Here is a 13,812-nt window from a genome sequence, read left to right as displayed (position 1 = left end):
GGGGCGCAATTATCGGGCCGCAGTGTGCTTTTGGCGCGACAGATGGGCCTAGACCCTCATCTTGGGCTTGTCAGGCTTCAGGCACGTCGACACAATCGCGCCTTTCTTGTTTCAGCCCGCACCGGGCGCATCGTCCGCCGCTGAAACCACCCTGGAGGTCACCGCTATGTTTGTTCCCTTGTTCGCTCCCGCCTGACCACTGTCCACCGCCCCGGCTGGACTGTGTTTTCACGCATCCAGCCATGGCAGACAAGCGACCTCCTGCACTCCCGTGCAGCGCTCCACAAGCCCTGGCTTATTTGCCGGGGTTTTTTGTTTGTGGAATGCACACATGAGTGCCAAAAAACTGTCTCGGGCCTTCGCCCAGGGTGAAATCAAGAAGCTGCGCCGCATGAAGCAGCCCCTGGTGCTGAAGCTCGAAGCCTCGGGCCCGCCCCGAAACCCTGTGGCCGCAGCGCTGGCCCAACGCAGCCTGTCCAGCGCGGCAGGCAAGCACATCCGAACCCGTGGAGCCCAGCGCCGCGCGGACAACGTCGCCCTGCGCAAGGCGATCCAGAGCCCCTTTTTGAACGATTGACATGAACCCCTTCAACACCCCCCTGCCGCCACACCTGCGGCATCCCATCCCGCATCCGGCGCTGGCCGATGTGCCAACGCACGCGGTGCATCCCGCACCCGTGCGTGCCCAAGCGGTCGGGCCTTCCCGGGTGCTTGCCAGCAGCGCAGAACTGGCCCAGCGCCAGCAGGCTTTGGCCCGCGCGGCGTTGCAACTGAAAGCCGAGCTTTTCGGCATCGACGACGTGATCGACCGCGTGATCAATGCCATCCGCGCCTGGTACGTGCTGCCGCAGCTCATCACCCGGCCGGTCATCGTGTGCCTGTGGGGCCTGACCGGCACGGGCAAGACGCAGCTCACGCGGCGGCTGGCCCAGCTGCTGGGCTTTTACGACCGGTTTGTGGAAGTGCAGATGGAAGGCTTCAGCCACGGCGCGAGCTACCGCAGCTCGTCCATCTCCGGCATGCTGGGCGACTCAGGCATTCACGAGGGCATGCCGGGCATCCTGGTGCTGGACGAGTTCCAGCGCTTTCGCACGGTGGATACCAAGGGCGCCGACGTGAAGGTGGAGCGCTACCAGGACGTTTGGACGCTGCTGTCCGACGGGCGCCTGCCGCCAGCCTTGAGCGCTCTGTCCAACATCGAGCGCAAGCTGGCCGATGCGCACTACGAGGCCGAGCGCGCCGAAGATGACGACGACCGCGCAGGCAAGAAGCCCTACCGCTTTCAACTGGATGCCTGGGATGCGCAAGAGCTCAAGCGCATGCTGAAGCTGCAGGAGCCGCTGTCCGCCATCATGCAGTGGCCGCCCGCCAAGGTGCAGGCGCTGTTTGCCAGCTTTCAGCAGTCCAGCCATGCGTGGGAGACCGATTACAGCAAGCTGCTGGTGTTTTTATGCGGCAACCTCGACGAGATGTACCACGAGACCGCACAGCGCGTGGAAGACTGCGACACCGATGCCGACATCTTTCACCGCCTGACGCGCAAACTTTCGCTCATCGATGTGAAGAAGGCGCTGGGCGAACGCTTCAAGCCCGAGCAGATCGCCCGGCTGGGCAATGAACATGTGGTCTACCCGTCGTTCAGCAAGGCGACGTATGAGCGCCTCATCCATAACCTGTGCACCCGCTATGTGGACGATATTGCCGCGCAGTGTGGTGTGCGGTTTGCCATCGGGCAGGATGTGCTGAGCGAGTTGTATGCCAACGCCGTGTTCCCTGCGCAGGGCACGCGGCCATTGTTCTCCTCAGTGCACGCGATCCTGAGCGCCAATCTGGTCAACGCCGCGTTGTGGGTGGTGCAAGAGCAGCTCTCGCTGGAGCAAGAGTTCGTCATTCACCTGGCGCCCGACAAGCGCCACCTGCTGGTATCGGGCCAGGGGCCTGCAGGCAGGGTGCAGGCTGCGTTTGCGGTGACGCTGGAGCTGAACCGGCTCAAGCAGCGGGCCAACGCAGACTTTCGGGCCCTGCTGGCGGTGCATGAGGCGGGCCATGGGTTGGCCTACTGCGTGTTGTTCGGCCACGCTCCGCAAGAGGTGAAGATCAACATCGCCTCGTTCGAGGGCGGGTACAACAGCTTCTCCAGCCTCAAGGCCACCACACGCCAGAACGCGCTCGACATGATGTGCGTAGGCTTGGCAGGCCGCGTGGCGGAGGAACTGGTGTTTGGCGAAATGGCCTGCACCACCGGGGCCGAGCAGGACTTCAAGCAGGTGACGGCCGAAGCGGCGCGCTACATCCGCCACCATGGCTTTGGCGCGCGGCTGTCCCGCACCGATGTCACTGTGGAGATGGACAACCACGTCAACACCGACATCGGCCCCAGCAACGAGGCCATCGAAGCGCTGATGCAGCAGCAATACCAGCGCGCCCAGGCACTGCTGACCACACACCATGAGGCACTGGGGCGCACGGTGGACGCGTTGCTGGCACACGGCACCATCGCCCCCGCGGAGATGGTGGCGCTGCTGCAAGGCTGCGACATTGCGCTGGCGCCCCCCTCGGACGCTGCGGGCACCTTGCCCGAAGAGGGTCTGGTGCTGGAGCCGTTTGGTGCCAAACTCAGCGCGTTTCGCGCACGCGGGGCGGCGTCCGCAGCGCCCCAGCTGGTGTGACACCCTGGACGAGGGACCAAGGATCAAGGATCGACATGGCCAGCGGGTTTTCCGAGTCCGGCGACGGGCTGCACTACGCCGAGCACATCTCGGTGCCGATGCGCCTCGAAAGACGCTCCCCACCATGTGCTGCGCCTGACAGTGCGTGGCGAGCCCCCCATGCAGCGGGGTGGGTTTGACCGGCCGGAAGATGCCGAACGCTGGCGCCGCCGCATCGCGGCGCTGTTCGATGGTCATCCTGGCTGAGCGTGCAAATCCCGGCACCCGGTCCCTAAGGACACTTATCATTCGCACCTCGCGCATTACCACCACCGTCCCAACCGCCCTCCTCCATGTCCGCCGTTTTCAACTTCACCTTCGTCCCCTGGTTCCGCTCGGTGGCGCCGTACATCCACAAGTTCCGCAACCAGACCTTTGTGATCGGGCTGACGGGTGAGGCGATTGCGGCCGGCAAGCTGCACAGCATTGCGCAAGACCTGGCACTGATCCAGGCCATGGGCGTGAAGATCGTGCTGGTACACGGCTTTCGCCCGCAGGTGAACGAGCAGCTGGCGGCCAAGGGGCATGCGGCCAAGTATTCGCATGGCATCCGTATTACCGACTCTGTGGCTCTCGACTGCGCGCAAGAGGCCGCTGGGCAGCTGCGCTACGAGATCGAGGCCGCCTTCAGCCAGGGCCTGCCCAACACGCCGATGGCGGGCGCCACGGTGCGCGTGATCTCGGGCAACTTCCTCACGGCGCGGCCCGTGGGCATTGTGGATGGGGTGGACTTCCAGCACTCGGGCCTCGTGCGCAAGGTGGATGTGGCCGGCATCCAGCGCACTCTGGACATGGGCGCGCTGGTGCTGCTGTCGCCGTTTGGCTTCTCGCCCACGGGTGAGGCCTTCAACCTCAGCATGGAAGAAGTGGCCACCAGCGTCGCCATTGAGTTGCGGGCCGACAAGCTGATCTTTTTGACCGAGGTGCAAGGCATCCGCATGTCGCCCACCGAGCCCGAGAGCGACGACAACCCCATCGACACCGAGCTGCCGCTGGCCGCCGCGCAGGCCCTGCTGGCACAGTTGCCGCCCGCCCAGCAGCCCACGGACACGGGCTTTTACCTGCAGCACTGCGTGAAGGCCTGCAAGGCCGGTGTGGAGCGCAGCCACATCCTGCCGTTTGCGGTGGATGGCTCGCTGCTGCTGGAGGTGTATGTGCACGACGGCATCGGCACCATGGTCATCGACGAGAAGCTGGAAGAGCTGCGCGAGGCCACGATCGACGATGTGGGCGGCATCCTGCAGCTGATCGAACCCTTCGAGAAGGATGGCACGCTGGTCAAGCGCGACCGCACCGAGATCGAGCGGGACATCGCCACCTACACCATCATCGAACACGACGGCGTGATCTTTGGCTGCGCCGCGCTCTACCCCTACCCCGAGGCCAAGACGGCGGAGATGGCCGCCGTGACGGTATCGCCACAAAGCCAGGGCACGGGCGACGGCGAAAAGCTGCTCAAGCGCATCGAGCAGCGTGCACGCCTGCTGGGGCTGGACAGCATCTTTGTGCTGACCACCCGCACCATGCACTGGTTTATCAAGCGCGGCTTCTCGCCGGTAGACCCTGACTGGCTGCCCGACGCCCGCAAGCGCAAGTACAACTGGGACCGCAAGAGCCAGGTGCTGGTCAAGAAGCTCTAAGCACGGGTGAACGCAACGCGTGCGGTCGCCACGGCGCGCGCCACCTGGGCAATCGCCGCATCCCGCTGCTCGCCGGACGCTGTAGAGCGCGTGAGGTAACAGGTCACCAGCACCGGCGCGCCGCCGCCCTGCGGCCACAGCACGCCGATGTCGTTGGCCGTGCCGCTGTCGCCCGCCGTGCCTGTCTTGTCGCCCACCTTCCAGCCCGGCACACCGGCGCGCAGCCGTTTGTCGCCCGTGCTGGTCTCCACCAGCCAGCGCTGCAGCCAGGCCCGGGACGTGGGGCTGAGCGCGTTGCCCAGCACCAGTTTCTGCAGGGTCTGCAGCATGGCCAGCGGCGTGGTCGTGTCACGCGGGTCCCCCACGGCAGCCTCATTCAGCGTGGGCTCGGTGCGGTCCAGCCGCGTGACCTCGTCACCCAGCGAACGTACGAATCCGGTGAATCCGGCCGGGCCGCCATGGCGGGCCAGCAGCACATTGGCGGCGGTGTTGTCGCTCAGGCTCACGGTGGCAGCGCACAGCTCGCCCACCGTCAGGCCACCACCGTCGCCCGCACGCGCGCCGCTGACGGGCGAGTACGCCACCACGTCGGCCGCTGCGTAGTGCACACGCGCATCCAGCCGCTCCTTGCCCTGGTCCACCAAGGCCAACATCCAGCCGGCGAGCACCAGCTTGAAGGTGCTGGCCATGGCAAAACGCTCGTCTTGCCGCCAGCCCAGCGCCAGGCCCGACCCGGTATCGAGCATGGCCACACCCAGGCGGCCCTGCGCAGTGCGTTCGATGCTGGCGAGGGCTTCGCTCCACGCGCGGGTGGTCTGGTCGCGCCGGTCGGGGTTGCGGACGGCTGCGCAACCCCACAAAGGCAGGGCCGTGGCGGCCATCAAACCCAAGGAAAACTGTCTTCTTTGCATATCGATTGGAAGCGTAGTGGGGAACAAGGCCCGAACGATACGGAGGTTCAGCCCCCAGCACCATCGACAATAATTGCCAAAAGCCCCAAGAAAAACTTTGATCTTTTGGCGCCATGCACTTGCCGCTCAACGCCCTGCGTGCCTTCGAGGCCTCGGCCCGCCACCTGAACCTGACGCGTGCCGCCCAGGAGCTGCACGTGACCCAGACCGCCGTGAGCCAGCACATCCGCAAGCTGGAAGACCGGCTGGGCAAACCGCTGTTCCGGCGCCTGCCGCGCGGACTGGCGCTGACGGACGAAGGCCAGGCACTGCTGCCCGTGGTGGTGGAGTCGTTCGGCAACCTGCAGCGCGCCCTGGAGAAGCTGGGCGACACCCGCCCGCGCGAGGTGCTGACCGTGGGGGCCGTGGGCACCTTTGCCGTGGGTTGGCTGCTGCCCCGGCTGCGCGACTTTCAGCAGGCCTGCCCCTTTGTGGACCTGCGCCTGCTCACGCACAACAACCGGGTGGACATGGCGGGCGAAGGGCTGGACTACGCCATCCGCTTTGGCGAAGGCGCCTGGCACGGCACGCAGGGCGACCGCATCATGGATGCGCCCATGTCCGTGATGTGCTCGCCCGCCCTGGCCCACGGCCTGCGCACGGCGGCCGACTTGGCGCGCCAGCCTTTGCTGCGCAGCTACCGCACCGACGAATGGACCGCCTGGTTTGAGGCTGCGGGGGCGCCCTGCCCCGTGGTGCGTGGCGCGGTGTTCGACTCGTCCCTCACCCTGGCCGAAGCAGCGGCGCAGGGCGCGGGCATGGCGCTGTTACCGGTGAAGATGTTCGCGCGCGAACTGCAGCAGGGCCGTCTGGCACAGCCCTTTGCACAAGAGCTGCACCGGGGCGCCTACTGGCTGACAAGGCTGCAGTCCCGCCCTGCCACGGGGGCCATGACGGCGTTTCGGGACTGGCTGCTGGTGCAGGCCAGCGCCGGCACGGGGGGCAGCACTGGTACCAGCATCAGCGCAGAGAAATTGGAGTGATTTTGGCCGGTAGCGCTAGTGCATCATGCGCCAATAGCTATCAATAAAATAGCAAATTGTCCGAAGGTATCGGCACCCACTGGGGGACGATGCGCCACCCGGGCGCCCGGCGGAATCAAAAACCCATCGCCGTCACATCCACCGCGTCCACCTGCCCCGCCTCCAGAAACTGTTCGCCATACCGCAGGTACACCCGCTCCCGCACAAACACCTCGAACAGGTCGGGGTCGATGTGCCCGTTGTCGCGCATCTTGCACATGATGGCGATCGCTTGCGACAAGGTCATGCCGCTCTTGTAGGGCCTGTCTGCGGCTGTCAGCGCTTCAAAGATGTCGGCAATGCCCATCATGCGGGCCTGCAGCGACATCTGCTCGCGCGTGAGGCCGCGCGGGTAGCCTTTGCCATCCATGCGCTCGTGGTGGCCGCCCGCGTATTCGGGCACGTTTTGGAGGTGGCGCGGCCAGGGCAGCGTCTCCAGCATCTTGATGGTGGCGACGATGTGATAGTTGATGGTGTCGCGCTCGGCCTGGTTCAGCGTGCCGGAGCGGATGGTGAGGTTCTCCACCTCTTCGGCCGTCAGAAAGCTCGTCTGCACCCCTTGGGGGTTGCGCCAGTGGCGCATGGCGGCGATGTCGCGCACGCGCTGCTGGTCCTCGGGGCGCATGGCCTCGGTGCCGGTGTTGCAGCGGCGCAGAAACTCGCGGTCTTCCTCCAGCGCATGGATGTCGTGTTGCAGGGCCTGCAGCTCCTGCCCCTCGGCCCGCGCGTCCACCACCGGGCGCAGCGCCAGCTGGCGGCGCAGCGCGGCCAGCTCGGCGTCGCGCTTGAGCACCTCAAACCGCGTGTCCACCAGGCCGATGCGGTCGTAGATGGTCTGCAGCTTGGTGGCTTTGTCCACCACATGCACGGGGGTGGTGATCTTTCCGCAATCATGCAGCAGGCCTGCCATCTTGAGCTCGTAGCGGTCGCGGTCGCTCATCTTGAACGCGGCCAGCGGCCCCTCGCGGGTGGCATCCACGGCTTCGGCCAGCATCATGGTGAGGGCCGGTACGCGCTGGCAGTGGCCGCCGGTGTAGGGCGATTTTTCGTCGATGGCCAGGTTGATCAGGTTCACGAACGACTCGAACAGGCGCTCCAGCTGCGTGATGAGCAGCCGGTTGGTCAGCGCAATGGCCGCCTGCGACGCCAGCGACTCGGCCAGGCTCTGGTCGGCCTGCGAAAAGGTGATGACCTCGCCCGTGTCCGGGTCGCGCGCATTGATGAGCTGCAGCACGCCGATGAGTTCGAGGTCATGGTTCTTCATCGGCACCGTGAGGAACGACTGCGACCGGTAGCCCGTGCGCTGGTCAAACGCGCGTGTGCCCGAAAAATCAAACCCTGCGGCGCTGTAGGCGTCGGCAATGTTCACCGTGCGGTCGTGGATGGCCGCGTGCGCCGCCACCAGCGAATCATTGGGCCCGCCGTCGGCCGTGCGCAGGGGCAGCAGCGGCAGGTCGATGGGCTTGCCGGTGGTGCCTCCCAGGCTGATGCCGAGAGAGTCGGTGCGCAGGATCTCGAACTTGAGCGCCGACTGGTCATCCGTCACGCTGTAGAGCGTGCCGCCGTCGGCGCCCGTGATGGTCTTGGCGGCCTCCAGGATGTTCTCCAGCAGCCGGTCAATGTCCCGCTCGCGCGAAAGCGCGGCGCCGATGCCGTTGAGCTGCTCCAGCCGACGGAACAGATTGAGAGTGGATTCCTTGCTCATGCGACCACCTTGCAAGCAGCGTTGGTAACCCCGCATCGTAACGAAAGGTGACAGCTATCATCACCCTTCCTGTTTCAAAAACGCCTTTTTCGTGGACTCGGTCACACCCCGCTTTCTCACCGCCGCGCTTTACCAGTTTGTGGACCTGCCAGACTTTGCGGCGCTGCGCGAGCCTCTGCAGACCCTGTGCGACGCGAACGGCGTGCGCGGCATGCTGCTGCTGGCGCCCGAGGGCATCAACGGCACCATTGCGGGCGAACCGCAGGGTGTGCACGCCGTGCTGGCGTGGCTGCGCAGCGACGCGCGCTTTACCGCCCTGCAGCACAAGGAGGCGCTGGCCGAGCGCATGCCCTTCTACCGCATGCGCGTGCGCCTCAAGCGCGAGATCGTCACCCTGGGCGTGCCGGGCCTGAACCCTGCGCGCAACGCGGGCACCTATGTGAAGCCCGAGGACTGGAACGCCCTCATCGACGACCCTGGCGTGGTGGTGGTAGACACACGCAACGACTACGAAGTGGGCATTGGCACGTTTGAGCGCGCCATCAACCCGCACACGCAGACCTTTGCAGAGTTTCCGGCCTGGGTCGAAAAAGAAAAACAACCCGGTGGCGTGCTGGCAGGCAAGCCCAAAGTCGCCATGTTCTGCACCGGCGGCATTCGCTGCGAAAAGTCCACTGCCTTCCTCAAATCACAAGGCTTTGACGAGGTCTACCACCTCGAAGGCGGCATCCTCAAATACCTGGAAACCGTGCCTGAAGAAGAGAGCCGCTGGCACGGCGACTGTTTTGTGTTCGACGAACGTGTGTCGGTAGGCCATGGCCTCGCACCGGGCCACCACCAGCTGTGCCGCTCCTGCCGCATGCCGCTGGGCGAGGCCGAACTGCAGTCGCCGCACTATGTGCCTGGCGTGAGCTGCCCCTATTGCCACGGCACCCGCACACCCGAGCAGGAACGCGCCCTGGCCGAGCGCGAGCGGCAGATGCAGCTGGCCCGGCAGCGCGGGCAAGAACACATCGGCGCGCAGCAACCCGGCCGCCCCCCGCGCACTGCGGCCAAGGACGCCGGTGACGACGGCGTGGATGGCACAACGTGACCGCCCTTCCCGTCCTGTACTCGTTCCGCCGTTGTCCCTACGCCATGCGTGCGCGTCTGGCCTTGGCCGTGAGTGGCCAGGTGTGCGAGCTGCGGGAGGTGGTACTGAGGAACAAGCCCCAGGGGCTGCTGCAAGCATCCCCCAAGGGCACGGTACCCGTGCTGGTGCTCCCTGGCGGCCAGGTGCTGGAGCAGAGCCTGGACATCATGCTGTGGGCGCTGGCGCAGAACGACCCGGAAGGCTGGCTCACCCCCAGCAACGGCACTGTGGCGGACATGCTGGCGCTGATTGCCGAATGCGACGGCCCGTTCAAGCAGGCGCTGGACCGGTGCAAATACCCCAGCCGCTACCCCGACGCCGACCCCGCCCTGGCCCGCACCCAGGCGGTGGATTGGCTGCAAACGCTGGAGGCAAGACTCGCCCACCATGCCTGCCTGTATGGCAACCGGGCAGCCCTTGCCGACATGGCCATTGCGCCCTTTGTCCGGCAGTTTGCCGGCATTGATGACGGCTGGTGGAGTGCCCAACCGTGGCCGCGTTTGCGGGCCTGGCTGGCCCACTGGCAAGCCAGCCCGCTGTTTGAGCAGGTGATGCCCAAACTGCCCGCCTGGGTGGACGGAACGCAAGGCGTACCATTCCCGCACAGCACCGGGATGCCCGGCTGACGCCACCGTCCCGAATCTGCTTGAGATCGGTGCCTTGGGCACCATCTGTTCCACAGCACACCACGCTCCGTGGCGCCAAGGTCACCACGGAGCAACCCTTCTCCACCTCATGCACCGCGCAGCCTCCCCAGGGCTTCACTGCGCAGAGCCCTCCCCCAAGCCCCCACTCGACCCATTACCCCTGCATGAAAATCATCGACGAAATGTTGAACCTGGACCTGCTCACCCACGAGCAGCACCTGCAAATCAGCGCCTGGATCGCGCGCTCCACCTCGCCGGAAGAGATACTGCAAATGCCAGCGCCACTGTGGCAAGCCGTGGAACGCGCCAGCCAGACCATGGGCATCAACGAGGACCTGCTGCGCCCGCCGTCGATGGATGCAGGGGGAGTGGTGCTGGGCTAGTTGCAAGCCAATGCCGGCAAGGGCGTCTCTCACCGCAGAGCAGCCGGCGCCTGAAAACCTTCCAGCATGAAAAAAGCGCTCCGAAGAGCGCTTTTTGGGGGCTGAGCCAGGGCTACCGTCAAGCCACCGAGTAGCCAGAGCCCCGCTGCGTGCCGCCCTTCAAGGCACGCACCAGCAGCGCCAGCAGCACCAGACCAAAGCCCACAAAGCAGATGAACGACCAGTTGGCAATCGAGCCCCCGAGGAAGGTCCAGTCGATCGCGGTGCAATCGCCCGAGCCGCGGAAGATCATGGGGATGGCGCGGCTGATGGGGTAGTTTTCGATCATGCCGTAGAAGTCGCGGCCGCAGGTCGCGATCTCCGGTGGGTACCACTGCAGCCAGCTCTGGCGGGCTGCCACAAAGGCACCAAACCCGGCGGTGACCAGGGCCAGCACCCCAAAAGTCATCCACCAGCCCCGATTGCCTCGCGCGCTCGCCAGGGCCGTGAATACCGCCACACCAATGAGCGCGTACCGCTGCACGATGCACATGGGGCAAGGCTCCAGGCCCACCACATGCTGCAAATACATGCCAAAGGCCAGCATCGCCACACAGGCCACGCTGATCAGCGCCAGCACACGGCGCGGGGCCTGATCGATCCAGTTCAACAACATCTTTGTTATCCCTCTAAGCCGCGCAGTGCCTGGCGCGGCATCCCCAGGGAAGCTGCTCAGATACCAGCGGCGTGATCCAAGAACACTCGGGCGCGGCGTGGTGTGACCACCAGCGTTTCACCCTCTTTGAAACCCATTTCCTTGAACTGCTGCGCAGGAATCTGCGCTTCGATCAGGGACTCTGGGGACGCATTGTCCGCTGGTTTGTGGTCGTCGGTCGGAATAAGTTCCAGGCGCGCAATCGGTCCCACCACAATGGCACGGCTCAGCTGGGCCACGATGCCACGGGGACGGCCTTCGGCGTCCAGGCCTGCGCCGGGGGAGTAGCGCTCCACGTCCAGGTCGTGCGGACGCACATAGGCAAAGGCCTTGGCGTTCTGCGCGGCCTGGTGCTCGGGCGAGTCGATCTGCATGCCATCCAGATGCACCAGGCCTTCATGGGCCCGGCCATGGAACAGGTTCACATCACCCAAAAAGCCATACACAAACGGGCTGGCGGGCTGGTCCCACACCTGCTGGGGCGAGCCGCTTTGCTCGATCTTGCCCTGGTTGATCACCACCACGCGGTCGGCCACTTCCAGGGCTTCTTCCTGGTCGTGGGTCACGAAGATGGAGGTGACATGCAGCTCGTCGTGCAGGCGGCGCAGCCAGCGGCGCAGTTCCTTGCGCACTTTGGCATCGAGCGCGCCGAAGGGTTCGTCCAGCAGCAGCACCTTGGGCTCCACTGCCAGGGCGCGGGCCAGCGCAATGCGCTGGCGCTGGCCGCCCGACAGCTGCGAAGGATAGCGCTCGGCCAGCCAGTCGAGCTGCACCAGCTTGAGCAGGTCCATCACCTTCTTCTTGATCTGCGCCTCGTTCGGACGCTCGCTACGGGGCTTGACACGCAGGCCAAAGGCCACGTTCTCGAACACCGTCATGTGGCGGAACAGCGCGTAGTGCTGGAACACGAAGCCCACATTGCGCTCGCGCACATGCACGTCGGTGGTGTCTTCACCGCTGAAGTGGATGGTGCCCACGTCGGCTGTCTCCAGGCCCGCGATGATGCGCAGCAATGTGGTCTTGCCGCAGCCCGAGGGGCCGAGCAGCGCAATGAGTTCGCCCGAGGCAATGTCCAGGCTCACATCGCGCAGCGCCTGAAAGTCGCCAAACTGCTTGCTGACGTTACGGATTTCAATGCTCATGTTCTGTTTCCTTCACACGCCAGCGGGCGCGGGGCGCTCGGGCGGCAATTCGGCGGCGGCCTTCAGGGCCTGCTCGTTGCGGTGTTCGGCAATCGTCTTGATGACCAGCGTGACCAAGGCCAGCAAGGCCAGCAGCGAGGCAGCGGCAAACGCGGCCACCGATTGGTACTCGTTGTAGAGAATCTCGACGTGAAGCGGGATGGTGTTGGTCTGGCCCCGGATGTGGCCCGACACCACCGACACCGCGCCAAACTCGCCCATGGCCCGGGCGTTGCACAAGATCACGCCATACAGCAGGCCCCACTTGATGTTGGGCAAGGTCACGTACCAGAAGGTCTGCCAGCCGCTGGCACCCAGCACGATGGCCGCCTGCTCCTCGTCATTGCCCTGCGCCTGCATCAGCGGGATCAATTCGCGGGCGATGAACGGAAAGGTCACGAACACGGTTGCCAGCACGATGCCGGGCACGGCAAAGATGATCTTGATGTCATGCGCCGCCAGCCACGGGCCAAACCAGCCCTGGGCACCAAACATCAGCACATAGATCAAACCGGCCACCACAGGCGACACGGAGAACGGCAAGTCCACCAGCGTGGTCAAAAACGCCTTGCCCTTGAACTCGTACTTGGCAATGCACCAGGCCGCGGCCACGCCAAACACCAGGTTCAGCGGCACCGCAATCAGCGCGGTGATGAGCGTGAGCTTGATCGCCGACCACGCATCGGGCTCGCGCAAGCCTTCCAGATACGCACCAAAGCCCTTGCGCAGCGCCTCGGCGAACACGGCGGCCAGCGGCAACACGAGGAACAGCAGCATGAAAGCCAGTGCCAGCGCGATGAGCGTGTAGCGCACCCATGGCGCCTCGGTGGTGCCGGCCTGGGCGCGGCGAACAGTTCGAGAGTTGGCACCGCTCATGCTGGAGCCCCCGCGTGGCGGCGCTGCCAGGCTTGCAGCGCGTTGATGATGAGCAGCAGGATGAAGGAGATGACCAGCATCACCACGGCCACGGCGGTGGCGCCTGCGTAGTCGTACTGCTCCAGCTTGCCGATGATGATGAGCGGCGTGATCTCCGACACCATGGGCATGTTGCCCGCGATAAAGATCACCGAGCCGTATTCACCCACCGCCCGCGCAAACGCCATGGCAAAGCCGGTGAGCAGTGCGGGCGTAATGGAGGGCAGGATGACCTTGGTGAAGGTCTGCAGGCGTGTGGCGCCCAGGCAGGTAGCGGCCTCTTCCAGTTCCTTCTCGGCGTCCTCCAGCACCGGTTGCACCGTACGCACCACAAACGGCAGGCCGATGAAGATGAGCGCAATCACAATGCCTGCGGGCTTGAAGGCCAACTGGATGCCCATGGGCTCCAGAATGCTGCCCACCCAGCCGTTGCCTGCCAGCAAGGCGGTGAGCGAGATGCCCGCCACAGCCGTTGGCAGCGCAAAGGGCAGGTCTACCAGTGCGTCCACGATCTTCTTGCCGGGGAACTTGTAGCGCACCAGCACCCAGGCGATCAGCAGACCAAACACTAGGTTGACCAGCGCTGCGATGAACGATGCGCCAAACGTCAGCCGGTAAGAAGCCAGCACCCGCGGCGCGCTGATGGCCGCCCAGAACTGGTCCCAGGTGAGGGTGAAGGTTTTGAAGATCAGTGCCGACAGCGGGATCAGCACGATGATGCTCAAGTAGAAAAGGGTGTAGCCCAGTGACAGCCCAAAGCCGGGCAGCACGCGCTTGGGCGCGCGCCGTCCGGCCGGGGCGGCGGCCACGGCAGTCGCAGCGGTCATAGATGCAG

13 protein-coding genes are annotated in these 13,812 nt (G+C 65.3%); 7 read left to right on the top strand and 6 right to left on the bottom strand.

Annotated elements, in window-relative coordinates; all coding sequences use genetic code 11:
• The first annotated feature begins 331 nt into the window (after positions 1-331).
• The 3 genes from ACODSM_RS20315 to argA all read left to right on the top strand — a co-directional run bounded on the left by ACODSM_RS20315 (position 332) and on the right by argA (position 4,348).
• Entirely contained in the window at positions 332-577 is a 246-nt protein-coding gene (locus tag ACODSM_RS20315) for a hypothetical protein (RefSeq protein WP_060985330.1), read from the top strand.
• Position 578: 1 nt separating this feature from the next.
• Positions 579-2,669 carry an ATP-binding protein gene (locus tag ACODSM_RS20310; RefSeq protein WP_488806681.1) on the top strand — a complete coding sequence of 697 codons (2,091 nt, stop codon included), beginning with the start codon at positions 579-581 and terminating at the stop codon, positions 2,667-2,669.
• Between the two features lie 332 nt (positions 2,670-3,001).
• On the top strand, positions 3,002-4,348 hold the full coding sequence (gene argA / locus ACODSM_RS20305; RefSeq protein WP_015014347.1) for an amino-acid N-acetyltransferase: 1,347 nt from the start codon (positions 3,002-3,004) through the stop codon (positions 4,346-4,348).
• Here argA and blaACA read toward each other — a convergent pair.
• The gene (blaACA, locus tag ACODSM_RS20300; RefSeq protein ID WP_488806680.1) at positions 4,345-5,259 is read right to left on the bottom strand and encodes an ACA family class A beta-lactamase; all 915 of its coding nucleotides are present in this window, start codon (positions 5,257-5,259) and stop codon (positions 4,345-4,347) included. The two genes, argA and blaACA, sit on opposite strands and share 4 nt — an antisense overlap.
• A gap of 113 nt (positions 5,260-5,372) precedes the next feature.
• On the opposite strand from blaACA, the gene ACODSM_RS20295 reads away from it, so the two are divergent.
• Positions 5,373-6,281 carry a LysR substrate-binding domain-containing protein gene (locus ACODSM_RS20295; protein ID WP_488806679.1) on the top strand — a complete coding sequence of 303 codons (909 nt, stop codon included), beginning with the start codon at positions 5,373-5,375 and terminating at the stop codon, positions 6,279-6,281.
• Positions 6,282-6,396: 115 nt separating this feature from the next.
• Here the strand turns inward: ACODSM_RS20295 and ACODSM_RS20290 are convergent, their stop codons facing one another.
• Positions 6,397-8,025: a GAF and HD-GYP domain-containing protein gene (locus ACODSM_RS20290; protein WP_015014350.1), complete on the bottom strand. Its 1,629-nt coding sequence runs from the start codon at positions 8,023-8,025 to the stop codon at positions 6,397-6,399.
• A gap of 91 nt (positions 8,026-8,116) precedes the next feature.
• Between ACODSM_RS20290 and trhO the strand changes: the two genes are divergently transcribed.
• The 3 genes from trhO (at position 8,117) to ACODSM_RS20275 (ending at position 10,187) form a co-directional block, all read left to right on the top strand.
• Positions 8,117-9,118: an oxygen-dependent tRNA uridine(34) hydroxylase TrhO gene (trhO, locus tag ACODSM_RS20285; RefSeq protein ID WP_488806678.1), complete on the top strand. Its 1,002-nt coding sequence runs from the start codon at positions 8,117-8,119 to the stop codon at positions 9,116-9,118.
• The gene (locus tag ACODSM_RS20280; protein WP_291444492.1) at positions 9,115-9,783 is read left to right on the top strand and encodes a glutathione S-transferase; all 669 of its coding nucleotides are present in this window, start codon (positions 9,115-9,117) and stop codon (positions 9,781-9,783) included. The genes trhO and ACODSM_RS20280 overlap by 4 nt, the downstream gene beginning before the upstream one ends.
• A gap of 185 nt (positions 9,784-9,968) precedes the next feature.
• Positions 9,969-10,187: a hypothetical protein gene (locus ACODSM_RS20275; protein WP_488806677.1), complete on the top strand. Its 219-nt coding sequence runs from the start codon at positions 9,969-9,971 to the stop codon at positions 10,185-10,187.
• A gap of 118 nt (positions 10,188-10,305) precedes the next feature.
• Here the strand turns inward: ACODSM_RS20275 and ACODSM_RS20270 are convergent, their stop codons facing one another.
• The 4 genes from ACODSM_RS20270 to cysT are packed head-to-tail and all read right to left on the bottom strand — an operon-like array spanning position 10,306 to position 13,804.
• The gene (locus ACODSM_RS20270) at positions 10,306-10,842 is read right to left on the bottom strand and encodes a disulfide bond formation protein B (RefSeq protein WP_209819835.1); all 537 of its coding nucleotides are present in this window, start codon (positions 10,840-10,842) and stop codon (positions 10,306-10,308) included.
• A 56-nt stretch (positions 10,843-10,898) separates the two neighbouring features.
• Positions 10,899-12,023 carry a sulfate/molybdate ABC transporter ATP-binding protein gene (locus tag ACODSM_RS20265; protein ID WP_488806676.1) on the bottom strand — a complete coding sequence of 375 codons (1,125 nt, stop codon included), beginning with the start codon at positions 12,021-12,023 and terminating at the stop codon, positions 10,899-10,901.
• 12 nt (positions 12,024-12,035) lie between these two features.
• Positions 12,036-12,938 carry a sulfate ABC transporter permease subunit CysW gene (cysW, locus tag ACODSM_RS20260; RefSeq protein WP_015014356.1) on the bottom strand — a complete coding sequence of 301 codons (903 nt, stop codon included), beginning with the start codon at positions 12,936-12,938 and terminating at the stop codon, positions 12,036-12,038.
• The gene (gene cysT, locus ACODSM_RS20255; protein WP_291444483.1) at positions 12,935-13,804 is read right to left on the bottom strand and encodes a sulfate ABC transporter permease subunit CysT; all 870 of its coding nucleotides are present in this window, start codon (positions 13,802-13,804) and stop codon (positions 12,935-12,937) included. Before cysT ends, cysW begins: the two co-directional genes overlap by 4 nt.
• Between the last annotated feature and the right edge of the window lie 8 nt (positions 13,805-13,812).

The sequence above is a fragment of the Acidovorax sp. FG42 genome (assembly GCF_057809195.1).
This window is presented reverse-complemented; position numbering and strand designations above follow the sequence as displayed.